The following is a 22,208-nucleotide window of genomic DNA, read 5'->3' as shown; positions in this document are numbered from 1 at the left end:
TTAATAGCTCTAAAATACCATCATTGCCCGTTAATACCTGACCGGACTGGAGGGCTTTAAGTGCTTTGTCGAAATCGAAGGGCTGGGACATGTGTCATTCCTTTTTGATTGTATATTACTGGAATGACACAGAATTCCTAACACTATCTTCTTTTCTGCATTACTAGCGCCATCTACCGTTAGAGTAGGCTATCTCCAGTCTTAACGGTTCAGACTCATCCTGTAACATCGCTTCCAAAGACAACGCCAGCGTCTGATGATGGGCATCTTTTACACTGACTTTCAGCATGTTGATGCTCGGTTCATAACGTAAAATAGCAGCGCGAAGCTCACGGCAAAACCAGTTGAGAACCCGTTTGTCACCCACATTCACCTCGTGCCATTCCGGCATACCCCGAGTGAGCAGCGGCGGTAATGTCTCGCCACCTGCCACAGCGCAAGAGTTGAATAAACACATTAACTTGCGGCGTACCAATTCATGTGGGCTTATCCCCTCAACCAAGAGCCTGTCGAATAGCGCGACCGGAATGGTTGGCGTCATCATCATTTCCCTATCTGGTCCATCGCCAGATCCCATACTGACGATCTGGACTCCTGTTGAGCGCCGTCTGATTTCTCGGCAGTGATTTGCCATTCGATTTTCGTGAAGTTCAGCGACATCGTTTCCACCGGCTTACCGCCGGCGCCGCCGCTAACACTGAGTTGTGATATCAGCGCGTTTGTCAGGGTATAAACGATAAGCGACCGCATTTTGCCGTCGTCATTGCGGCACAACGTCAGCACCGCTGTTCTAATTAGCCTCCCGCTACAGCAGTACTCATTGAGCACAGGCGTGGCGAGGTCGACAAATTTGGTGAGCGACATTTCACCAACATGCGCGCGCCCGGAAGTCCGCTCAGTGAGGCTAACATCGTTATTTACCTGCATTGCCACATTGTGGCTATAAGACATGATCTCTATCTGATCTTCAAAGCCTTCAACCTGGCTTTCGCCTTTGATATTGTCGAGCTTTAAAAAAATCACATCCATGATTTATCTCCTTGTTGATCAGGTGGCAGTTAAGCAGCCAGACGAATACCGGCGGCCAACGCTTGTGACTCTTATTAAAAGCGCAACTACCAAAAATACAGCGTGAAAAGCGCCAGGTTTGCAGGGATTTTGCCAACGTTTACCCGCGTCTGATGAACGTTATTCGGCTGGTTGCAATGCAATAGAGGGTTTTGGCCCGCTGTGGCCAAATACAATTGAGGTTATACTGAACGCTCTCTGCCATATTCAATCCCTTTTATCGCAAAGTATCCCTGGTGCCGATATCACAGCGTCGTTATTCAAAAATTGACATTTCAGAATAATAGTCAGCTATATATAAAAAACACATCAACAAGCAAATATCAACTTAATTTTTACTTATTTAATAAAAAATTCCAAATTGATTTACATCAATTAACACATATAAAAACATTAAAAATCAAAGCCTTAAATAAAAATTAATCACTATGGAAATTTTATTTTTCTTAATACTCACATTATAAATGTTATTTACTTATTTTCCTGTGAACACAAAAAATGATTTAAATCAAAAAACAAACTATTCTTGTTGATTAACGTTTTGACCGAAATAAAAAAGATTTTATATGTCCCAGGATAGCCTCCCTTTCTGATGGACAATATGCATTAACGAGCGGGCAAACAGGTAACTTCTGCCCGGGTAATCCGTTACCCGACTGATATTAACATTGTCATGAGGTGATATCATTTGCCTGGCCAGCCATAATCATCCGGAACCGGCGCTACGCCACGAACATCAGGACGGAGCATTTTTTGTCGATCCTCTTCGTCATCCACCCAGACACTGGCTATCTCTTCACAGGTTGCAAACCATACGCCATCATGCCCTTTAATATGTTCAATCAAACGTGACAACATCATCATATGATGCCCATGACCGATTATCTGCGGATGAAGAGCCATCGCATATAAACCGTTTTCCTGATGGTTATAAGCATAGGTAAAAATATCCTTCCAGCGTCGCAGAACACCGTCAGTATCGCTCATCCCCTCCTGGTTGCCGGTATACGCCAGTGCGGGAAAATCATCCAGATACCAGCTAACAGGAATTTCCAGAATCGCGCTGGCCGGGCCAGCGATATTTCCCGTCTCCCAATTCACCTGCCAACGTTGAGGATGGTAAGGCACAAAATCTCTCGCCATCAGGCTACTGTCATAGAGAAAACCGGCTTCCTCCAGAAGATCCAGCGTATTCTCGCTATAATCCCAATAGGGAGAACGGTATCCCACCGGACGTATGCCGAAATGTCTTTTATAACAGGCGAACGCCAGATCCATAAGTCGGTGTTCTGTATCACGATTCACCAGCGTCGGGTTTTCATGATAGTAGCCATGGTGAGCGATTTCATGCCCGGCATCAAAAATCGCTTTACTGATTTCCGGGAAGGTGTCTACAGTGTGTCCGGGAATAAAAAAGGTGGTTTTGATATTATTTTCTTTAAACAATTTCAGAAGCCTTGGTACGCCAACTTGTGCACCAAACTCTCCTCGTGACATAAAGGATGGCGATGGTCGATTAAATCCGCCCAGCCATAAAGACTGAGCATCTACATCAACACCAAGATTGACCGCAATCTTTTTACCCTCAGGTAAATTTAAATATCCCATAACGACCTCCAGTTAATACATAGAAGGGACACATTCTGTTATTTAATGTGTGATGGCCAGATATTATATATGCCTGTTTTTCTGCGTCTGTCCTTGAACGTTGTTGCTGCTCCCCCAAGTCTATTTTCATATAGAACATCGAGGTTAATTTCTCCTGAAATGACATCCTCTTGATTGACATGCGCCTCTGCAATAATACCTTGTGGATTGTTCCACACGACATCACAGGGGCTTAAAATTGAACTTCGGGCCCAGCAGCCAGGCAGTGGTCCACCCGGGTTTCCGCCCAGGCAACAGTGAACAAGATAAATTTGATTTTCAATACAACGTGCGTGGCAACAATGCCTGACTCGCCAAAATCCCTGTTCAGTAAACGTAGCGGAAGGCGTTAAAATTAACTCCACACCCTGTTCCGCCAGCGTCGCGGCACACTCCGGTATTTCTGCTTCATAACAAATATTAAAACCTACTTTTGCAAATGGCAGTTGAAAAACAGCCATTTTATCGCCTTCCTGAGTATACCAACCCCGTTCAGCCGGGAAAATATGCGTCTTACTGTGAGCATAATGTTCGCCATCGGGTCCCCATATATGCGCAACATTCTCATAGCGATCTGCTCCGGTCTGCTCCAGATGAGAGCCAGCAATAATGAACTGTCCTCTTTCTTTCGCTTCCTGTTGAAAAAGCTGCTTATAGGCATCCGTGAACTGATCAATTAAAGTAAGGTGTGAAATGGGTCTTTCTTGCCATTTTTTCAATAGGGTAAATAGCTCAATGGTAAATAGCTCCGGGAAGATAACGACATCAGCCCCCTGACTTTTATTAAGAAGTATTCTTACCTTTGTTATGAAATCTTCAAAAGTGTTTATTTCAGTAACAATATACTGACAGGCTGAAACAGTAAAATTACGTGACATCGTGATATCCCCGGCATGAAATTTAAACTCCAATTAACGTATAGTGTATGGAGCATATTATATAGTGGGCATTACAACATCAGGTTATTTTTTGTGAGGCTGCGCAAAATATATGAGAAAAAGAGTAGAAGCATTTAACCTTTATTTACATAAAGGGAATTTTATCGATGATCGTAGCGAGGCAGAGAGTCGATAAAAATCCTGGCGAAAAACAATAACTCTTACCACAATATTATTTTCAGCATCTGAAAATAATCAGGCAAACTAAAGGATAACGCGCTGGTATAAAACCAACGCGTATTTTTACCGATAAGGGTGATGAAGACGGCCACCCGAAGGTGGCCGTTAGAGGCCAGTAGCGCTTCGCTTATCAGGCCTGTGAAACCGAGACAGCTTTAGCGGTGAGACGCCAGCGGCTGCTCCGTCATTGGCGGGTGGTGCTTTTCTGGATCTTTAATCAGTACCCACAGGATGATGGCGCCGATAATATCGAACAGACTGAGTGCAATGAAGAACGGGCCGTAACCGATAATAGCGACCAACGCCCCCATAAACAGGTTGAAGCTTAACTGTCCCATCCATGCCGCAGATCCTGCCAGACCGGCAACCGTCGCGACCTCATTTTTCTTGAACAGGTCAGCGCTCATGGTAATCACGACGGTAGACAGCGTCTGGTGCGCAAAACCGCCAATACTCATCAATGCAATGGCGACATACGGGTTAGTCGTAATGCTGACAAAACCGATCGAAATCATCAAAACAGCGCCGATGGTAAAGCTACAACGACGCGCATTGATCGTGGTCATGTGCATCTTTTCCATGAAGAACTTCGCCAGGAAACCGCCTGCAACGCAGCCAAAGTCCGCCGCCAGGAACGGCAGCCAGGCAAACATGGCGATCTCTTTTAACGGCAGATGCATCACGTTAATCAGATACAGCGGCATCCAGAAACTCAGCGTTCCCCATGCCGGGTCAGCCAGAAAACGGGTTATCGCCAACGCCCAGAAGTTACGCTTTTTAACGATCTCTTTAACGGCCGGTTTTTTGTTATCGTCCTGGAGATAGCTTTCCTGGCCGTCTTCGATATAACGCAGCTCTTTGTGGGTGATCCACGGGTGTTTATTTGGCGAGTTATAAATCAGGAACCAGGTGATGGCGAACAGCACGCCGATCCCACCGGTAATCACAAACGCCATTTCAGTACCGATGCCGCTATCAGCAAAGGTCAGCATCGCCCAGACCACCAGCGGCGGCGCCAGCATCGCGCCAATTGAAGTACCGATATTAAACAGTCCCCCCGCAATACCGCGTTCTTTCGTCGGGAACCATTCGGCGCTGGCTTTAATCCCGGCCGGAATCGCTGACGCTTCGGTTAGCCCCATCAGACCACGCAGAAATGCCAGGCTTATCCAGCCGCCGGCCAGCGCGTGCGCCATGTTAATCAGCGACCATAACAAGGCAAAGATAAAGAAGCCGATTTTCAGTCCGATGACATCCATCAAATAGCCGGTGATCGGCTGCGCAATGGTGTAACAAAGCTGGAAGGCGCTCACCACCCAGGAATATTGTTGCTCATCAAAATGGAGTTCTTTCATCATCGCTGGCGCCGCAACGCTAAGCGAGCTACGGGACAGGTAGTTTACGATGGTCCCTACGCAGACCAGGCCGATAATCCACCATCTTAATTTTGTCATCTTCATGATAAAGCCTCGTTAAAAAACATTAGCTCCGCGCCGTCTGACCTGTAGCGGGAAAACTGAAATCACAAAATTGGTTGACCAATCAATATTTTCTCATCCGGACCGGTCAAAATCTGGCGGCAACTCCCGCCCTTAATATTCTTGAAATAAATACATCAACTCATTTCAAGTTGAATGGTGAATGTTTTTCACCCAGTAAAAATTGACACAGATCAAATAAATAAAATTGGCAGACCGTGAATGATGATATTTGTGATTTGGTTAGCCAATTTAGACAATAAGGTTGACATGAGAAAAATTTTGGTTGAATTTAGGGGGCAGAACGGGTTTACAAAGCACGTTTCGATGTTGGCTGGCAATGGGTCAACCACGAAGACGTTATCGCAAGAAGAGGAAACGAGATATGAAACAAACCTGGCGCTGGTACGGACCTAACGACCCGGTAACGCTGTCAGATGTACGCCAGGCTGGCGCAACCGGCGTGGTAACGGCGTTACACCATATCCCGAATGGAGAAATTTGGTCGGTAGACGAGATCCAGAAACGTAAAGCTATCGTTGAAGAGGCGGGTCTGGAGTGGTCTGTGGTAGAGAGCGTACCTATCCACGAAGATATCAAAACCCACACCGGTCAGTACGATTTATGGATCAAAAACTACCAGCAAACGCTGCGTAACCTGGCGCAATGCGGTATCTATACGGTTTGCTATAACTTTATGCCGGTGCTGGACTGGACACGTACGGATCTGGAATACGTATTACCGGATGGTTCCAAAGCGTTGCGTTTTGACCAGATTGAATTCGCCGCGTTCGAACTGCACATCCTGAAGCGTCCGGGAGCAGAAGCCGACTATACGGCAGAAGAGATTGCTCAGGCAGAGCGGCGTTTCGCCACCATGAGCGAGGAAGACAAAGCACGTCTGACCCGCAACATTATTGCCGGTTTACCTGGCGCGGAAGAAGGCTATACGCTGGATCAGTTCCGTCAACACCTGGCGACGTATAAAGATATCGATAAAGCAAAACTGCGTGAACATTTTGCCTATTTCCTGAAAGCCATTATTCCGGTTGCCGACGAGGTTGGCGTGCGTATGGCCGTTCACCCTGACGATCCGCCGCGCCCTATTCTCGGCCTGCCGCGCATTGTCTCTACCATTGAAGATATGCAATGGATGGTGGAAACCGTTAATAGCATGGCGAACGGCTTCACCATGTGTACCGGATCTTACGGCGTGCGCGCCGACAACGATCTGGTTGATATGATCAAGCAATTTGGTCCGCGCATCTACTTTACGCATCTGCGCTCTACGCTGCGCGAAGAGAATCCGAAGACCTTCCACGAGGCCGCCCATTTGCACGGCGATGTGGATATGTATGAAGTCGTTAAAGCGATTGTGGAAGAAGAGCACCGTCGTAAAGCCGAAGGTAGCGACGATCTGATCCCGATGCGCCCGGACCACGGTCATCAGATGCTGGACGATCTGAAGAAGAAAACGAATCCGGGTTATTCCGCCATTGGCCGTCTGAAAGGGCTTGCGGAAGTCCGCGGCGTCGAACTGGCTATCCAGCGCGCTTTCTTTAGCAAATAACCTTCTTTCGCATGGCGCGACGCGTCATGCGATTTCCCCTACTCAATGCAATAGCAACATGCCTCGCCCCGGAGATCGCGGGCGAAGACGTCGAATGACAGGAGTTTGCAATGGAACAGAATATCGCCACCGCCCAGGTTTCCGTCGCCCGCCCAAACTGGGACAAATCACGTCTGGTATCCCGTATTGTGCATCTGGGCTGCGGGGCGTTTCACCGCGCGCACCAGGCGCTCTTTACCCATCATCTACTGGAAAAGAGCGACAGCGACTGGGGCATTTGTGAAGTGAACCTGATGCCGGGTAACGACGCGCGGCTGATCGCGAACCTGAAAGCGCAAAATCTGCTGTACACCGTTGCAGAACGCGGCGCAGAAAGCACCGAACTGAAAATTATCGGTTCAATGAAAGAAGCGCTGCACCCTGAATTCGACAGCCATGCAGGGATTCTGGCGGCAATGGCGCGCCCGGAAACCGCCATCGTCTCCTTAACCGTGACCGAAAAAGGCTACTGCACCGACCCCGCCAGCGGCGAGCTTGATGTCAATAACCCGCTGATCCAAAACGATCTTGCCCATCCACAGCAGCCTAAATCCGCCATTGGCTATATTGTCGAAGCGCTAAACATGCGCCGGGAGCAAGGACTGAAAGCTTTTACCGTGCTGTCGTGTGATAACGTACGCGAGAATGGTCACGTCGCGAAGGCTGCCGTCCTCGGCCTGGCAAAAGCTCGCGATGCCGCCCTCGCCGCATGGATTGCCGACAATGTGACCTTCCCCTGCACCATGGTTGACCGCATTGTTCCGGCGGCGACCGAAGAGACGCTACAACTGGTTGCCGACCAGTTAGGGGTTTATGATCCTTGCGCTATCGCCTGCGAACCCTTCCGCCAGTGGGTCATCGAAGATAACTTTGTGAATGGTCGCCCGGACTGGGACACCGTCGGCGCGCAATTCGTTGCAGACGTCGTACCGTTTGAAATGATGAAGCTGCGTATGCTTAACGGCAGTCACTCTTTCCTCGCCTATCTGGGTTATCTCGGCGGGTATGACACTATCGCCGATACCATGACCAACCCGGCTTACCGGCGCGCGGCGCTGGCGCTGATGCTTGATGAACAAGCGCCGACGTTATCAATGCCGGAAGGCACCGATCTGGAAGGGTATGCGAATTTGTTGATCGCGCGTTTCACTAACCCCTCGTTGAAACACCGCACCTGGCAGATCGCGATGGATGGCAGTCAGAAACTGCCGCAGCGTTTGTTGGACCCGGTGCGTCTGCACTTGCAACAGGGCGATGACTATCGCCGCCTGACGCTGGGCGTCGCCGGATGGATGCGTTACGTCGGCGGTGTCGATGAACAAGGTAAAACCATTGATGTCGTCGATCCGCTGCTCGCGCAGTATCAGGCGATTCATCAGCAATATCAGACGCCGGAAGAACGCGTTCGCGGGCTACTGGCCATCGAATCTATCTTTGGCAGCGACCTGCCGAAGAACCACGAATTTGTGCAAGCCGTTACCGACGCTTACCAACAGCTATTGCAGAATGGCGCGAAAGCCACGGTAGAAGCGCTGGCTAAGTAAGGAGATAAATCATGGCTACGTTTATGACTGAAGATTTTCTACTTAAAAACGACATTGCCCGCACGCTGTACCATAAATACGCCGCGCCCATGCCGATTTATGACTTCCACTGCCATTTAAGTCCGCAGGAAATCGCCGACGATCGCCGTTTCGATAACCTCGGTCAGATCTGGCTGGAAGGCGACCACTATAAATGGCGAGCGCTACGAAGCGCAGGCGTGGATGAGTCGCTGATCACCGGCAAAGAGACCAGCGATTATGAAAAATATATGGCCTGGGCCAATACCGTACCAAAAACGCTGGGTAATCCGCTGTATCACTGGACGCACCTTGAACTACGCCGTCCATTTGGCATTACAGGTACGCTGTTCGGACCGGATACCGCAGAAAGTATCTGGACGCAGTGTAATGAGAAACTGGCGACGCCGGCCTTTTCCGCGCGCGGTATTATGCAGCAGATGAATGTGCGGATGGTCGGAACCACCGACGACCCGATAGATTCTCTGGAATATCACCGCCAGATAGCCGCCGACGACAGCATTGATATTGAAGTCGCGCCAAGCTGGCGCCCCGACAAAGTATTCAAAATCGAACTGGACGGCTTTGTCGATTACCTGGGGAAACTGGAAGCGGCGGCAGATGTCAGCATTACCCGTTTCGACGATTTACGTCAGGCGCTCACTCGCCGTCTCGACCATTTCGCCGCCTGCGGCTGCCGCGCGTCCGATCATGGCATTGAAACGCTGCGATTTGCGCCGGTGCCCGACGACGCGCAGCTTGACGCCATTCTGGGCAAACGTCTGGCTGGCGAAACGCTGAGCGAACTTGAGATCGCCCAGTTTACCACGGCGGTGCTGGTCTGGCTGGGCCGTCAGTACGCCGCGCGCGGCTGGGTGATGCAGCTACATATTGGCGCGATCCGTAATAATAATACCCGGATGTTCCGCCTGCTGGGACCGGATACCGGCTTTGACTCCATTGGCGATAATAACATTAGCTGGGCGCTCTCCCGTTTGCTCGACAGTATGGATGTGACCAATGAACTGCCCAAGACTATCCTCTATTGCCTGAACCCACGTGATAACGAAGTCCTGGCGACCATGATCGGTAACTTCCAGGGGCCGGGAATTGCCGGAAAAGTGCAGTTTGGTTCCGGCTGGTGGTTTAACGATCAGAAAGACGGGATGCTGCGCCAACTGGAGCAACTGTCGCAAATGGGACTGTTAAGTCAGTTTGTCGGGATGCTGACCGACTCCCGCAGTTTCCTTTCTTATACGCGACATGAATATTTCCGTCGTATTCTCTGTAACCTGCTGGGACAGTGGGCGCAGGACGGAGAGATTCCTGATGATGAAGCGATGCTAAGCCGTATGGTTCAGGATATCTGCTTCAATAATGCCCAACGTTATTTCACGATTAAATAATCGCTATTAATCTGTGAGCACAGGTTTCAGGTATTTCGAGGGGGCAGGAAGGCGGTAAGAGAGTGAGAAATTTAGCAGTAATGCACTTTTCCAGCCAAAGTCTGGCCGTCGATAAAAAGCAAAGAGGTTGCTGATTAATCCCGAATCACTTACTAATGTAAGTGATTCGGGTGAACAAACACAGCCATCTTCTGCGTCATGCTTCTTTTCTCTGTCCGGAATAACTCCAGTGCAGAAAGTGTGATACATCAGTCCTGTTGATGATGGCTCCTGTTGGTTATACGGTAATAACTTATGACTTCACAGTGTGGTTTCTTTTAACAAATCGACAGCCAGCATTTCCAGCTGGTTAACCACCTCATTACTGGATCGCTCCATTCTGTCGAGTTCTTGCGACATCGCATTCATATCGCCTGCGGCAAAATAGTTCAGCGCAGAGTGACCAGCGGTATGCACCTCTTTATGCGGCGCTTCCAGACTACGGAAACTGTAGTAATTGCTAAACTGCTGCCCTTCAAAACCGTAGTACCATTTCCCCAGCCGACACTGATCGTGCATCGTTATTTTACTGTTTATGTCTTTATTTAAGAGTAATTTGTAGACTTCCATTTTCCAGATAACATGGTCAACTTTGACAATATTCAAAAACTGCACCGTAGAGATGTACTGCATGACCGATTTCATGCTCAGCGATTTATCGATGACGATGCCAATAGACTCCACAATTTGATTTATGTTAGTCGTAATATTATCAATAACCGGCTGTTGGTTATCCAGCACCTCACTCACTCTGGCCGTATTATCTTTGATTACAGAGGTTAACGTACTGACGCTTTTCGAACTGTGTTTAACATCTTCGGACAGGTTTTTCACTTCTTTCGAAATAACGCTAAAACCACGCCCGGCATCCCCTACGCGCGCGGCCTCGATCGCGGAGTTAATCGCTATCAAATTGGTCTGGTTAGCGATCTTCTGTATCTCTTTAATACACGCATTAATTTGCGTTAAGGAGGTATTTAAGTCGCCCATACGACAGCCAATATCCGATGAAGTCGTGCCAATTTCGGTGATAAATTCCACGAGCGATTTTAATGAACTTCTGGCTTTATCATTCTGTTCGTTAAGTTCATTAATGCGTTCTTTTTCAATGTTGAGCTGCTCACAGGACTTAATGATGGCATTACGAATGATATCGATCGTCGAGATCCCCATCAGAATTTTTTGACACAGTATCCGCTCATAAGGCTCAGGAGTATCCACCACCACGTCAGACGCATTAGCGCCAGATTCTGCTGGCGGCGGTATTTTTACAACATTATTATTCCAGTGGCGCAAGCCTAATACTTTTTTAAACATATACCATTCTCCTTATTATATGTGGACATCCTGATCTATGCCTGGATAAAGTATTATCAACTCATGCTAACATAATGAAAAATCGGCTGTCATCTGCCATAACCATACGCTCACCAGAATAAGACAAAACGTCCACCAAACTTAAATAATTACAAAGTAAACTATTCAACAATACCATTAATAGTCATAATGGAAGTCGCTTTGCTTTATACGGAAATATTATTTACAAGGCTGACAATAATAGCTGAATAATAATTAACCGCATTTACTTAGGTGTATCTATATCTCGGCCCGAAGATTGCAGACAGGGTTTAAACGCAAACTTTTGCAATAGAAAAATAACCTAACGTAAACTTTTTATATGACCAATCATATCATTTGGACTCATCAATATATTATGCTGTCCGTTTACCAGCCAAACAGGCATGACCTAAATCCAAAGGGATAGGGGCGGCGTAACCAGCCGCAAAAAGTATCGATTAGTCGAAAATCAGGAAACGGATGCGCCAACGCGGCGAGCGTCACCGCCTGCGTCAGAAAAGTTAAGAATAATTTTTGATATTATTTCTCATATGTTACCAGTAAATGGCAGGCTGACAGCCGTTCGCTGGTAAACACAACAGGCGGGATATCGGCACCAACGCCGATATCCCGACGAGAATGACCCCGTTACGCTTTGATGACGATTAACGGTTCAATATCGCTCTCTTTTTTAATGACTAATGAATCATCACCGCGCAGGCACGTACCGCCGTAGTTACCGCCCACGGTAAACGTACAGACCTGAATATACTTCCCGGCGACCTTCGGCAGGCACCACAACTGCTGATAGATATTTTTCTGCGTGGCGAACTTGCCGCTGGTTTTATCCAGGAGCTCTTCCTGATGACTCACCAAATCAATATTACTACCGCAACGTCCGGCAATCGGTTTTACCGCATAGCCGGTCTGCACCAGCTCATCGTTAACGGTAAAATCCGTGTCGAGCAAATAGCGATGATGCGGGAAGAGCGACCACAGGATGGGCAGGATCGCTTTGTTACCCGGGATCACCGTCCACAGCGGTTCAAACACCAACACTTCCGGGCGCAGTAATACATCAATCAGCCGGACTTCATTTTCCGGGTGCCCGGTACGAATAGGCACTGCGGCATACTCCGTCTCGCTGACTTCGCGTATCTGCTCTATCGCCGTTTCCCACGCCCAGGTTTTCCAGACACAATTCACCAGCCGTCCGTCGCCATCGATCAACTGCCCGGCGTCATCCCAGCGCAATTCGCCCAGCCCGCGGAGAATTTTGCTCGCGAAACCGGCCTGATGCAGCGCCTGCTGCATAAACTGCGCGTGATAGTCCTCCTCGATATCATCATCCTGCATGATATGGACGAAAGGACGCGCTTTACTGTGTTTCCAGGCGCCTGCCAGCTCGTTAATTAAGCCCTCCGCCGGGTTATGCCCTTTACCGGTATAGCCCTGCTCAGCCCATTTTTCGAGAATTAATCCCGCTTCGGTATGGCATGATGCGGAATCGGCATTGTATTCATAGACTTTCAGCCCACGTTCATCCATGCAGAAATCCATACGACCGGTGATCATATGGTGACGACGGCGCTGCCAGGAGAGACGCAGGCGCGGCCAAAGAATTTTGGGGATATCGAATAGCGCCAGCAGATTATCGTCTTTTAAAACTTTGTCCGTGGCGTGCAGGTACATCAAATGCAACTCATTGGTCGCTTTGATAAGCTCCTGTTCAGCGCTCTCAGTGATGGTAAAATACTGGTACGGGTCCTGATTGATAACGTGTCCGTTCGCCTGTACATAGGCTTTTTGTAACGGATCGCGCTCATCCAGCCACTGACCGTCAAACTGACCTTTCTCTGGCAGTCTTGCGCCGCGAATCGCCAGCGACTGATTCGCGATGTCAGGCTGTGACAAACTGTATTGCGTGTCGTCGGTCTGGATCATCCAGCCTAAAATCGTCGTGTCATCAAAGGTGTCGCGCAGGGTGTAACACCCGTTTTCTACGACCATTTCCAGTTCGCGAGTCCACTGCTGCCCTGGCGGCAATGGCGTGTGGATAACGTTTTGCTCAGCAATACGAATTTTGTTATCCAGGAGCTGGGTGATAATCGCGACGTGCCCGGTTTCGTTAAACTCGCCACCCTTTTGCCAGATGAGCAGCGCCCCGGCCTCCGGCGCGCGCGGCGAACCGTTCGGGAAGGCCTGCAAAGGCAAAATATTGTCATTCACGACCTCGCGCAGAAAACGCAGCGAGAAGATTTCCCAGGCCATGCCGACGTCAGTAAAAACAACGCCATAATTCAGAAAGAGAAAACGGCGGGCAAATTCCACGCACTGCCATTTATGCCCCATGTATTCATCGTCGATGTAGCTACGAAAAGCTGCGTCGTCGTCGTCCCACGGATCGAGGGAATTGTAATCTGAAGAGTAGATCGCTACGCCGCCGGGGGCGTAACCCAATAATGTCCCGAAGGGGGCATCCTGACTGGTGGTTCCTTTGCTCATGCACTTACCTCAAAACAAGACCGCCTGAGCAGCCTGGCGTGATTTCGCTCTGATTGTCTGCTCTGTGACACTAACCGGACAGAGGTCGACATAATCATACACCTCAATAAGGTACACTGAGGCCAGAAGGTTAAAATTTCACTCGCCGGAATGTCCCAATCGGTTAAATGTCCGACTAGCAAGCTGCTACACTGCTTCAACACCACCACTGTGAAGGCAGGTCAATATGGCAGATAATACTTATCAACCCGCAAAAGTCTGGACGTGGGATAAATCCGGCGGCGGCGCGTTCGCTAACATTAATCGCCCGGTTTCCGGCCCGACGCACGACAAAACGCTGCCCGTCGGCAAACATCCGTTACAGCTCTATTCGCTGGGGACGCCTAACGGCCAGAAAGTGACCATTATGCTGGAAGAGCTCCTGGCGCTGGGCGTGACCGGCGCCGAATATGACGCCTGGTTGATTCGCATCGGCGAGGGCGATCAGTTCTCCAGCGGCTTTGTTGACATCAATCCGAACTCAAAAATTCCGGCGCTGCGCGATAATTCACACAACCCGCCGATTCGGGTTTTTGAGTCGGGCGCAATTCTTGTTTATCTGGCGGATAAGTTTGGCCATTTCCTGCCGCAGGATCTGGCTAAGCGCACAGAAACCCTTAACTGGTTGTTCTGGCTACAGGGCGCGGCGCCGTTCCTCGGCGGCGGTTTCGGTCATTTCTATCATTATGCGCCGGTAAAAATTGAGTACGCCATTAATCGCTTCACCATGGAAGCCAAGCGTCTGTTGGACGTGCTGGATAAGCAGTTAGCTCACCACCCGTATGTCGCGGGAGAAGAGTACACTATTGCCGATATGGCCATCTGGCCATGGTTCGGCAACGTGGTGCTGGGGAATGTCTATGATGCAGCGGAGTTTCTGGATGCCGGAAGCTATCAAAACGTACAACGCTGGGCGAAACAGGTAGCCGAACGTCCGGCGGTAAAGCGGGGGCGCATTGTCAACCGGACCAACGGCCCATTGAACGAACAGCTTCACGAACGCCATGACGCCAGCGACTTCGAAAACCATACCGAAGATAAACGTCAAAGTTAAACCATAATGCCGGATGAGGTAGTAATGTCGTCATCCGGCATGGTATTCCCTGCTGACGCTTTGCTTATCAGTTCTGCGAGTGTGTCATATGCGGCGCTTCACTAAACCCATGTTGCATGAGAATCAACCTCGCCCGTGCTGACAGTAAAAAGTCGGCAAGCGTTTTTCCCTGCTCGCTCAGGCAGGCAAAGCCATATTCAGCCACGGGATTATAAGGTTCCGGGATATCAACCACTCGCAGCGAATTAACCAGCCGTAGCCTGGGAGCATAGCTGGCATAGCCGATAAAGATATCTGTGTAATCATGATTGATGAGCCATTCCGCCGCCAGCCGGCCCGCCGGTAACGGCAAAGTCTGCCTGCCGCCAACCAGCGCTACCGCGCGTTTTCGGACCGCTTCGCCCTCGTTGCCCATCCGCGAAAAAAGCTGCTGCGTATAATCGCCGGAAGGATCGCAACCTGCTGTTGAGGTGCCGATCCGCAGATCCCGCCGGGTTAATAGCGACAGCCAGTCCTCGCCTTCACGCATCGCCTGTGCCCGCACGCTCAGACACAAACGGTTCGTCGTAAAAGGCGCGACCCGCAGTGCCCGCCCGCTTTCCAGCAGCGCCTGCGGATGCGCCAGGTTCGCCGAAGCAAAAAAGTCGCACGCTTCGCCCGCTTCGATGCGTTCACGTAACAGCCCCGCCGGACCGAAATCACATACCGCATCCGCCTGAAACGCCGCCATTAGCTGCGGCCAGACGACACGCAAGCTCCCCGCTGCCAGTATTCGCATCACTGTACGCCCTGATAGTCAGTACGGTAAAAACGTTGATACCAGTCGTTAGCGGCCTTTTGCATGTCAATATCGTGGAATTTTTCCGGATAGAGTTTTTTCGCCATCCACAGTTCGCCGATTCCCATCGCCTCCGGCATCGGATATCCCCAGGCTTTGGCATAATCCGGCATCAGGTAAACCCGATGATGCTTCACCGCGTCAATGACCTGCCACTGGGGATTGTGCAGGATCTCATTGACGACCTTTGGATAGCGATTCTGGACAAAGATCACCTGCGGATCCCAGGCGATCACCTGCTCCATTGTCACCTGCTTAAAGCCTTTCACCGTGGATGCCGCTACATTCAGCGCCCCTGCATGGGCCATCATCAGACCGGTATATTTACCGGAACCGTAGGTGGTCAGCTCCGGATTCGCCATATAGGCGCGAACCCGCTCATTTTCAGGAACCGACTGCAAACGGTCGCTGACCATCTTGCGACCTTTATCCATCGCCTCAATCAGCGCTTTCGCCTCCTGCGGTTTATTGACGATATCGCCAATCAGCGTTATTCCTTCACGCAGCCCGCGGTTGTAAGCCTGCTCTTCATCGGCCAGGGTCGGGTTCATTTTAGCCTGCTCGCCAGCAACATCATGGCGCAGCGAAATCGCCACCACCGGAATGCCAAGACGGCTGATCTTGTCGATCATCTCCTGCGGAGCGTAATTCGTGACAAACACCACCTGCGGGCGCAGCGCCACCAGTTTTTCAGGATCAACGTGCGTTAGATCGCCCAGCGAGGCTTTTTGCGCCAGTTCCGGCGCCAGACGCGCATAGCCGTCGCCTAATTGCTGTTTCCAGTTCGCCATGACCCCAACGATTTTGTCAGTGGCATTCATCTGTACAAGGAGATTGAGCGTTTGATGCTGGAGCACCACCACTCTGTCGACGGTGTCGGGAACCGTGACCTGGCGGCCAATTTGATCGGTAAAAGTACGCGCCGCCTGTGACATTAACGGCCAGCAAAAAAGCAACACCAGCAGAGAGAGCTGGCGCAAAAATTTATTCATAGGTTTCGCCCCACAATCGATATATAAATAATTATACAACGATTATAGAGCGATATAATAGAGGTGATTAAGGGATCACGCGCTGGTGATGTCGTACTCCATGCGGCGCAGCGCATCTAACGTGGCTTTCGCTTCGTCTTCGTCAATGATGCTCATCGCAAAACCAACGTGTACCAATACCCATTGCCCTATCAACTCGGCTGGCTTACCTTCACAAATCAGAGCAATATTGACATCACGTTTGATGCCACACACTTCCACCTGCGCAAGCTGGTGAATATCATCTCCGACGGCCAGCACCTGACCGGGGACGCCAATACACATAATTAACCACCTGAAATAAAATGCGGGTTATTCGACCTCAATACTTTTTACTTTCAACGAATCGCCGGTATCCACCCGCAGGCGATCGCCATGACAATGCGGACATTGCGCGTCATGCCTGAGAATTTCCACCACCTGACTGCAATCCCAGCACCAGGCCTGGGCCGGTCTGTAGTCGATGTGCAATTCGCACCCTTGCGCTAAAGTCCCCTGGCAGGCGATGTCAAAGCTGAAACGAACCGCGCGCTCTTCAACGCACGAAAGCGCGCCTATCTCCAGCCATACGCCGGTGACGCGCGCCACGCCGTGCTGTTCTGCCTGCTGCTGAATAATTTCAACGGCGCTTTGGCAAAGAGACAGCTCATGCATTCTCACAGCTCCGACGGCCAAACAGCAACGCGCGCCGGCTTGTCTGCGGCGCATCAGGATTGCTTACCGGCAGGGATAACAGCATCCGCGCGCAGTCATCCGCCAGCCGGACGCCCTCTTCCGGCGACAGGCTACGGGAAAGCGGCGACATCAACGAGCAGGCAAGATATTGCGAAACGCCTTCCAGTTCGCCAACGGTAAAGGTCATCGTGCCATAAGGCAGTTGCAGACCGAGTTTTTCACCGACGGTACGCCCGGGCCAAATTTGGTCCGGGCCAGGGAAGATTAATGCGCTTAACATCCACGGCGTAATTACCGTGCCCGTCCATTGTCCTTCAAACAACGTAAAATCAGAGACATGCACCGGCATAGTCGGATGCAAAAACGAAAGATCGTGCATCGAACGATGGGCTATCTCTTCAAATGCCGCCTGAATCCGGGCGACGGGCGCCGTGTCGAATCCGGAAAACGTTTCAGACATGCGCCGTCTCCTTAGGAATTGCTTCGACGCCGGATTCACGCAGCGCAGCAAGAACCTGCTCAAGCGCAGGTTCAATCATCGCTTCTACGGTTGGCGTTAAGCCGATGTGCGGTTCCAGCGACTGTGGAATAACGCCGACCAGGGTCAGTTTCTTCGGAAACTCGCCGGTAAAGCGGAGGGCCGACAATACGTCGGCCAGTCCAAGCTGATGGGGGGAGATTTTGTTGGTGAACAGCGCCGGAACTTCATCGTCGCGCAGTACCATAATGGTTCCCGGCGCGTTCTTTTTCGACACGATGGCGTCGGCAATGATCAAATGATCCCGATTCGCCATATCGCCAAGAAGTTCCATTCCCGCCGTACCGCCATCCAGAATCTCAACGAAATCCGGCAGGGTGTATCGTTGCTCTAACGCTTCAACAATACGCACCCCGATGGCTTCATCGGTCAGCAAAATATTGCCGACCCCTAAGACTAATATCCGCATTACAAAACCTTCACCGAGACCACTTCATTGCCATCAGCGTCCACCACGTGTACTGCGCACGCCATGCAAGGGTCGAAGGAGTGGATGGTACGTACCACTTCCAGCGGCTTCGCCGGATCGGCGATCGGCGTACCGACCAGCGACTGTTCGTACGGCCCCACGTCATCGTTGAAGTTACGCGGACCTGAGTTCCAGGTCGATGGCACCACCGCCTGATAGTTACTGATAATGCCGTCTTTAATCACCATCCAGTGAGACAGCATACCGCGCGGCGCCTCCAGGAAGCCCACGCCTTTGAACTCGCCCGTCGCCGGAATGTTCGGCTTCACAAACGTGGTGTAATCGCCTTTGCCGATATTTACAATCAGCGCGTTGTATTGATCCTGCAATACGTTTTGCAGTTCACAACAGTGAACGGTACGCCCGATGATACGACCCAGCGTAGAGTGAAGTTGCGCCATTTCCAGCGTTTTGCCGGTCAGCTTCTGATAAAGCGCAATGATTTCATTGAGCTTAGTCTGGGTGGATTCACGACCTGCAGCCAGTTTACACAGCATGTTCGCCAGCGGCCCGACTTCGACGGTTTTGCCGTAGAATATCGGCGACTTGACCCATGAGTATTTACCGTCATCCGACCAACCGTCGTAAGCCGGGATCGTGGTGCCTTCCCACGGCGCCTGCGGCGCTTCATCTTTATACCAGGCGTGCTTCGCGCTCTCCTGAATACCTTTAATCAGGAATTCGTCGGAGTGAGAGGTGATCGGACGGTATGTCGACAGATCGGCATTGGTAATGTAACCGCCCGGGAACAGGAAACTGCCGTTTTTACCGTCGGTCGGGAATTCCGGCGCGCTCAGGTAGTTCACAGCGCCTTTGCCACGCTCCAGCCATTCCGGATAGTAGGCCGCGATGACTGCGGTATCCACTTTATACACCTGCTCGACAAAATCGCTCAGCTTATCGATAAACGATTTGATGTACATCAGGCGTTCAAGGTTCAACGTACCGATGCTGTCAAGATTGATCGGGTTCGCCACCCCACCGACCGCCAGGTTCTGGATATGCGGCGATTTACCGCCCAGCAACGCCACCACGCGGTTAGCGTCACGCTGACATTCCAGCGCCTGCAGATAGTGGGCGACCGCAATCAGGTTGACCTCCGGCGGTAACTGCATTGCCGGGTGCCCCCAGTAGCCGTTGGCGAAAATACCTAACTGACCGCTGGCGACAAGATCCTTGATCTTGTTCTGAACTTTCGTGAACTCTTGCGCGCTGTTCAGGTGCCAGCTCGACACGCCATCCAGCATCGCGGAGGCTTTTTCCGGATCGGCTTTCAGCGCAGAGGTAATGTCCACCCAGTCCAGCGCAGAAAGCTGGTAGAAATGGACAATGTGGTCATGGGTGGTATGCGCCGCCAGAATAATATTACGGATATACTGCGCGTTGACGGGAACATCAATATTCAACGCGCTTTCCGCTGCACGAACGGAGGAGATCGCGTGAGTTGTCGTACAAACGCCGCAAATACGCTGCACAATCATCCACGCATCGCGCGGATCGCGGTTCTTCACGATCTCTTCCATACCGCGCCACATGGTGCCGGACGCCCATGCTTTGGATACGACGCCGTTCTCAATTTCGCAGTCAATGCGTAAATGACCCTCAATACGGGTTACCGGATCAATAGTAATTCTCTGGCTCATGCTTTGCTCGCCTCATGACGATTATGATCGTTTTGTTTTAAAGGAGGAAGTATCGGCAGTAGACGAATGAGTACGATGTATGCACAAATCTCAATAGCCACAAAACCAATAGAAATCAACAATTCTTCCCAGGTCGGGAAGTAGTGGTAGCCGCCACCTGGGTTGAATGCCACCAGCGAATAGGTCAGACGCCACGTCGCGCAGCCCAGCAGCGCACTCAGCGCCGACAGGTACAGCATACGAGAGTCATTACGCAGTTTCGCCACACGCAGCACCACTAGCGGGAAGACCATCAGGACGACTTCAATCCAGAACATGGCGGAGTAAAAATCGCCGGCAAACGCATAGGACAGCTTGTCGCGATAAATCAGTTCGCCAAAGCGCAGGACGACGAAAATCGCCAGCAGCACGCTGATGGTATTCGTCAGTTTAACAAACAAATTTTTCTCATCCGGACCGTTTCCTTTCAGGCCTGCCTGAACCAGCGAACCCTCAAATATGACAATAGAGAAGCCCATGATAAACGCGGTCAGAACCGAGAACAGCGGCAACATTTCATAGCTTTGCCATAGCGGATGCACTTTATAGCCCGCCGAGATCATCAATGACCCCATTGAGGACTGGTGCATCGTCGGCAGCAGCGCGCCCAGCGCGATAATAAAGAACATCACCTTATTCAGACGCTTGAGCGACACTTTCCAGCCCAGACGTTCAAACAGGGCAGGCGCAAACTCCAGCGCCATCACGCCGATGTAGATGGTCATACAGACCGCCGTCTCAAACAGTACCGAGTTCACGTTGAAGTGACCAGGAATGTAGAAGTACGGCAGGTTCCAGTAACGACCAACGTCGATAGTGATCGACAGGCCGCCCAGCGAGTAACCAAACAAACTTGCCAGCAACGCCGGGCGCACCAACGGATGGTATTGCCCACGGTTAAAGACATACACCGCCCATGCCAACGCCCAACCGCCGCAGGCAAAGCCGGTGCCGATCAACAGGTCAAAGGCAATCCAGACGCCCCACGGGAAACCGCCGTTCAGGTCGGAAACGGAGCCCAACCCGAAGACCAGACGCTTCACGATAAGGAGCATACACAGGACGATTAACGGTCCAAAGATAATGACCGGTTTACTGATGATTTTTCCGCCCAGCGGTTTTGGATCATGACTCATGATCGTCTCCTCCATCGTGATGGTCGTTTTTGCTATTACGACGAACCAGCACGGTTAAGCCCGCCAGCGCAGCCAGGGGTAGTATCATGCCTTTATAAAGCGTGTGTTGAACATGCTCGGAGCGCGCTCCGGTTGAAAGGTCATCCAGCTTCGGCAGATCCAGATCTTCATAAGGAACGCCTGTCAGCACCAGCACCTGTGTACCACCGCCCTCTTTTTCACCGTAGAGGTGTGGGTAGTATTTAGGCACCGTATGCAGATAGGTGTCGTCCGTTTTCAACGTCTGGCGCGGATAGTGATATTCACTGCCTGGTTTGAGGGCCAGACGTTTTTTCGCTTCCGCCATCAGCTCTTCACGAGTACCGAAAATGACGGCCCCTGCCGGACAAACTTCCACACACCCAGGCAAACCGCCTTTATCCAGACGCTCAACGCCTTTCTGGTTACACAGCTCACACTTGTGAAGCGCGCCAAACGGGTTGTTGTAGTCGTACTTAGGTACGTTGTACGGACAGGCGACCATACAGTAACGGCAGCCGGTGCAGACATCTTTGTCATAGTGGACGATGCCGGTTTTCGGATCTTTTTTCAGCGCCGACACCGGACAAACGGAAACGCAGTTAGGATCGACGCAGTGCATACACTGTTTCTTGATGTAGGCATAGCCGTTCTCTTCCTGATCTTTGTTCACGCCCGTGCCGCTACGCCATACCTGGATAATGTTATTGGTATACGGCGACAGTTTGTCGTTGTTCGACCAGGTCTGCTCCCCTTCCGGGTTACGCGCCGGGAAGTTGATATCCTGACACTTTGTGACGCAGGCCTGACAGCCCACGCACAGAGTGGAGTCATACAACATGCCCAGCGAACCTGGAATCGGCGGACGGTTTTCTGCAGCCGCATGGCTGACAGACGGCGCGGCGCCCAACAGCAATGCTCCACCGGAAGCTGCTTTAATAAAGTCACGTCTGTTCAC

General features: G+C 50.9%; 20 protein-coding genes. 4 read left to right on the top strand and 16 right to left on the bottom strand.

The genetic code is table 11. From position 1 onward, the window contains the following. Positions 1 to 163: 163 nt before the first annotated feature. The 5 genes from iraD to ACLD4K_RS11670 all read right to left on the bottom strand — a co-directional run bounded on the left by iraD (position 164) and on the right by ACLD4K_RS11670 (position 5,293). Positions 164 to 544, bottom strand: a complete 381-nt coding sequence (iraD, locus tag ACLD4K_RS11690; RefSeq protein WP_001543513.1) for an anti-adapter protein IraD — start codon at positions 542 to 544, stop codon at positions 164 to 166. Beyond that, positions 544 to 1,029: an Hcp family type VI secretion system effector gene (locus ACLD4K_RS11685; RefSeq protein WP_411011899.1), complete on the bottom strand. Its 486-nt coding sequence runs from the start codon at positions 1,027 to 1,029 to the stop codon at positions 544 to 546. Before ACLD4K_RS11685 ends, iraD begins: the two co-directional genes overlap by 1 nt. Positions 1,030 to 1,752: 723 nt before the next feature. Then, the gene (locus tag ACLD4K_RS11680) at positions 1,753 to 2,676 is read right to left on the bottom strand and encodes a polysaccharide deacetylase family protein (RefSeq protein ID WP_411011898.1); all 924 of its coding nucleotides are present in this window, start codon (positions 2,674 to 2,676) and stop codon (positions 1,753 to 1,755) included. A 38-nt stretch (positions 2,677 to 2,714) separates the two neighbouring features. After that, the gene (locus ACLD4K_RS11675) at positions 2,715 to 3,593 is read right to left on the bottom strand and encodes a carbon-nitrogen hydrolase family protein (RefSeq protein ID WP_108638390.1); all 879 of its coding nucleotides are present in this window, start codon (positions 3,591 to 3,593) and stop codon (positions 2,715 to 2,717) included. 395 nt (positions 3,594 to 3,988) lie between these two features. Continuing rightward, positions 3,989 to 5,293 (bottom strand): MFS transporter, encoded by a 1,305-nt coding sequence (locus tag ACLD4K_RS11670; RefSeq protein ID WP_000784371.1) that lies wholly within the window; start codon positions 5,291 to 5,293, stop codon positions 3,989 to 3,991. A 403-nt stretch (positions 5,294 to 5,696) separates the two neighbouring features. Between ACLD4K_RS11670 and uxuA the strand changes: the two genes are divergently transcribed. The 3 genes from uxuA (at position 5,697) to uxaC (ending at position 9,888) form a co-directional block, all read left to right on the top strand. Then, positions 5,697 to 6,881 carry a mannonate dehydratase gene (gene uxuA / locus ACLD4K_RS11665; protein WP_000815487.1) on the top strand — a complete coding sequence of 395 codons (1,185 nt, stop codon included), beginning with the start codon at positions 5,697 to 5,699 and terminating at the stop codon, positions 6,879 to 6,881. A 110-nt stretch (positions 6,882 to 6,991) separates the two neighbouring features. After that, positions 6,992 to 8,464, top strand: a complete 1,473-nt coding sequence (locus tag ACLD4K_RS11660) for a fructuronate reductase (protein ID WP_411011897.1) — start codon at positions 6,992 to 6,994, stop codon at positions 8,462 to 8,464. A gap of 11 nt (positions 8,465 to 8,475) precedes the next feature. After that, positions 8,476 to 9,888, top strand: a complete 1,413-nt coding sequence (uxaC, locus tag ACLD4K_RS11655; RefSeq protein ID WP_000190180.1) for a glucuronate isomerase — start codon at positions 8,476 to 8,478, stop codon at positions 9,886 to 9,888. Positions 9,889 to 10,188: 300 nt separating this feature from the next. Here the strand turns inward: uxaC and ACLD4K_RS11650 are convergent, their stop codons facing one another. Together ACLD4K_RS11650 and gss are read right to left on the bottom strand one after the other, a co-directional pair. Next, complete coding sequence (locus ACLD4K_RS11650; protein ID WP_000475253.1) at positions 10,189 to 11,244, bottom strand: methyl-accepting chemotaxis protein; 1,056 nt, start codon at positions 11,242 to 11,244, stop codon at positions 10,189 to 10,191. A gap of 669 nt (positions 11,245 to 11,913) precedes the next feature. Next, a complete protein-coding gene (gene gss, locus ACLD4K_RS11645; protein WP_080110701.1) occupies positions 11,914 to 13,770 on the bottom strand; it encodes a bifunctional glutathionylspermidine amidase/synthase in 1,857 nt (618 codons plus the stop codon). Between the two features lie 226 nt (positions 13,771 to 13,996). On the opposite strand from gss, the gene yghU reads away from it, so the two are divergent. Then, positions 13,997 to 14,863, top strand: coding sequence for a glutathione-dependent disulfide-bond oxidoreductase (yghU, locus tag ACLD4K_RS11640; RefSeq protein WP_000774852.1), 867 nt, complete (start codon positions 13,997 to 13,999; stop codon positions 14,861 to 14,863). 67 nt (positions 14,864 to 14,930) lie between these two features. Here the strand turns inward: yghU and ACLD4K_RS11635 are convergent, their stop codons facing one another. From ACLD4K_RS11635 to hybA, 9 genes are all read right to left on the bottom strand, one after another. Next, positions 14,931 to 15,641, bottom strand: a complete 711-nt coding sequence (locus ACLD4K_RS11635; protein ID WP_183059499.1) for a molybdate ABC transporter substrate-binding protein — start codon at positions 15,639 to 15,641, stop codon at positions 14,931 to 14,933. Further along, positions 15,641 to 16,693, bottom strand: coding sequence for an ABC transporter substrate-binding protein (locus tag ACLD4K_RS11630; RefSeq protein ID WP_411011896.1), 1,053 nt, complete (start codon positions 16,691 to 16,693; stop codon positions 15,641 to 15,643). Before ACLD4K_RS11630 ends, ACLD4K_RS11635 begins: the two co-directional genes overlap by 1 nt. Positions 16,694 to 16,768: 75 nt before the next feature. Next, positions 16,769 to 17,017, bottom strand: a complete 249-nt coding sequence (gene hybG, locus ACLD4K_RS11625; protein ID WP_000334890.1) for a hydrogenase maturation factor HybG — start codon at positions 17,015 to 17,017, stop codon at positions 16,769 to 16,771. A gap of 27 nt (positions 17,018 to 17,044) precedes the next feature. Continuing rightward, positions 17,045 to 17,386, bottom strand: a complete 342-nt coding sequence (gene hypA, locus ACLD4K_RS11620; RefSeq protein WP_000544945.1) for a hydrogenase maturation nickel metallochaperone HypA — start codon at positions 17,384 to 17,386, stop codon at positions 17,045 to 17,047. After that, the gene (hybE, locus tag ACLD4K_RS11615; RefSeq protein ID WP_250292827.1) at positions 17,379 to 17,867 is read right to left on the bottom strand and encodes a hydrogenase-2 assembly chaperone; all 489 of its coding nucleotides are present in this window, start codon (positions 17,865 to 17,867) and stop codon (positions 17,379 to 17,381) included. Before hybE ends, hypA begins: the two co-directional genes overlap by 8 nt. After that, positions 17,860 to 18,354, bottom strand: coding sequence for a HyaD/HybD family hydrogenase maturation endopeptidase (locus ACLD4K_RS11610; protein ID WP_001221960.1), 495 nt, complete (start codon positions 18,352 to 18,354; stop codon positions 17,860 to 17,862). Before ACLD4K_RS11610 ends, hybE begins: the two co-directional genes overlap by 8 nt. Continuing rightward, positions 18,354 to 20,057: a hydrogenase 2 large subunit gene (gene hybC / locus ACLD4K_RS11605; RefSeq protein ID WP_411011895.1), complete on the bottom strand. Its 1,704-nt coding sequence runs from the start codon at positions 20,055 to 20,057 to the stop codon at positions 18,354 to 18,356. Before hybC ends, ACLD4K_RS11610 begins: the two co-directional genes overlap by 1 nt. Then, positions 20,054 to 21,232, bottom strand: coding sequence for a Ni/Fe-hydrogenase cytochrome b subunit (gene hybB / locus ACLD4K_RS11600; protein WP_000017678.1), 1,179 nt, complete (start codon positions 21,230 to 21,232; stop codon positions 20,054 to 20,056). Before hybB ends, hybC begins: the two co-directional genes overlap by 4 nt. Then, the gene (hybA, locus tag ACLD4K_RS11595) at positions 21,222 to 22,208 is read right to left on the bottom strand and encodes a hydrogenase 2 operon protein HybA (RefSeq protein WP_001081721.1); all 987 of its coding nucleotides are present in this window, start codon (positions 22,206 to 22,208) and stop codon (positions 21,222 to 21,224) included. The genes hybB and hybA overlap by 11 nt, the downstream gene beginning before the upstream one ends.

Source organism: Salmonella sp. 741265055_HSA, assembly GCF_046569525.1.
Taxonomy (GTDB): domain Bacteria; phylum Pseudomonadota; class Gammaproteobacteria; order Enterobacterales; family Enterobacteriaceae; genus Salmonella; species Salmonella enterica.
Note: the sequence above shows the minus strand (reverse complement) of the source record. Positions and strands in the feature narration are given on the sequence as shown.

Bases quoted from the DNA above. Each gene is read 5' to 3' on its own strand.
- iraD (WP_001543513.1), bottom strand. From the start codon at position 544: ATGATGACGCCAACCATTCCGGTCGCGCTATTCGACAGGCTCTTGGTT.
- ACLD4K_RS11685 (WP_411011899.1), bottom strand. From the start codon at position 1,029: ATGGATGTGATTTTTTTAAAGCTCGACAATATCAAAGGCGAAAGCCAG.
- ACLD4K_RS11680 (WP_411011898.1), bottom strand. From the start codon at position 2,676: ATGGGATATTTAAATTTACCTGAGGGTAAAAAGATTGCGGTCAATCTT.
- ACLD4K_RS11675 (WP_108638390.1), bottom strand. From the start codon at position 3,593: ATGTCACGTAATTTTACTGTTTCAGCCTGTCAGTATATTGTTACTGAA.
- ACLD4K_RS11670 (WP_000784371.1), bottom strand. From the start codon at position 5,293: ATGAAGATGACAAAATTAAGATGGTGGATTATCGGCCTGGTCTGCGTA.
- uxuA (WP_000815487.1), top strand. From the start codon at position 5,697: ATGAAACAAACCTGGCGCTGGTACGGACCTAACGACCCGGTAACGCTG.
- ACLD4K_RS11660 (WP_411011897.1), top strand. From the start codon at position 6,992: ATGGAACAGAATATCGCCACCGCCCAGGTTTCCGTCGCCCGCCCAAAC.
- uxaC (WP_000190180.1), top strand. From the start codon at position 8,476: ATGGCTACGTTTATGACTGAAGATTTTCTACTTAAAAACGACATTGCC.
- ACLD4K_RS11650 (WP_000475253.1), bottom strand. From the start codon at position 11,244: ATGTTTAAAAAAGTATTAGGCTTGCGCCACTGGAATAATAATGTTGTA.
- gss (WP_080110701.1), bottom strand. From the start codon at position 13,770: ATGAGCAAAGGAACCACCAGTCAGGATGCCCCCTTCGGGACATTATTG.
- yghU (WP_000774852.1), top strand. From the start codon at position 13,997: ATGGCAGATAATACTTATCAACCCGCAAAAGTCTGGACGTGGGATAAA.
- ACLD4K_RS11635 (WP_183059499.1), bottom strand. From the start codon at position 15,641: ATGCGAATACTGGCAGCGGGGAGCTTGCGTGTCGTCTGGCCGCAGCTA.
- ACLD4K_RS11630 (WP_411011896.1), bottom strand. From the start codon at position 16,693: ATGAATAAATTTTTGCGCCAGCTCTCTCTGCTGGTGTTGCTTTTTTGC.
- hybG (WP_000334890.1), bottom strand. From the start codon at position 17,017: ATGTGTATTGGCGTCCCCGGTCAGGTGCTGGCCGTCGGAGATGATATT.
- hypA (WP_000544945.1), bottom strand. From the start codon at position 17,386: ATGCATGAGCTGTCTCTTTGCCAAAGCGCCGTTGAAATTATTCAGCAG.
- hybE (WP_250292827.1), bottom strand. From the start codon at position 17,867: ATGTCTGAAACGTTTTCCGGATTCGACACGGCGCCCGTCGCCCGGATT.
- ACLD4K_RS11610 (WP_001221960.1), bottom strand. From the start codon at position 18,354: ATGCGGATATTAGTCTTAGGGGTCGGCAATATTTTGCTGACCGATGAA.
- hybC (WP_411011895.1), bottom strand. From the start codon at position 20,057: ATGAGCCAGAGAATTACTATTGATCCGGTAACCCGTATTGAGGGTCAT.
- hybB (WP_000017678.1), bottom strand. From the start codon at position 21,232: ATGAGTCATGATCCAAAACCGCTGGGCGGAAAAATCATCAGTAAACCG.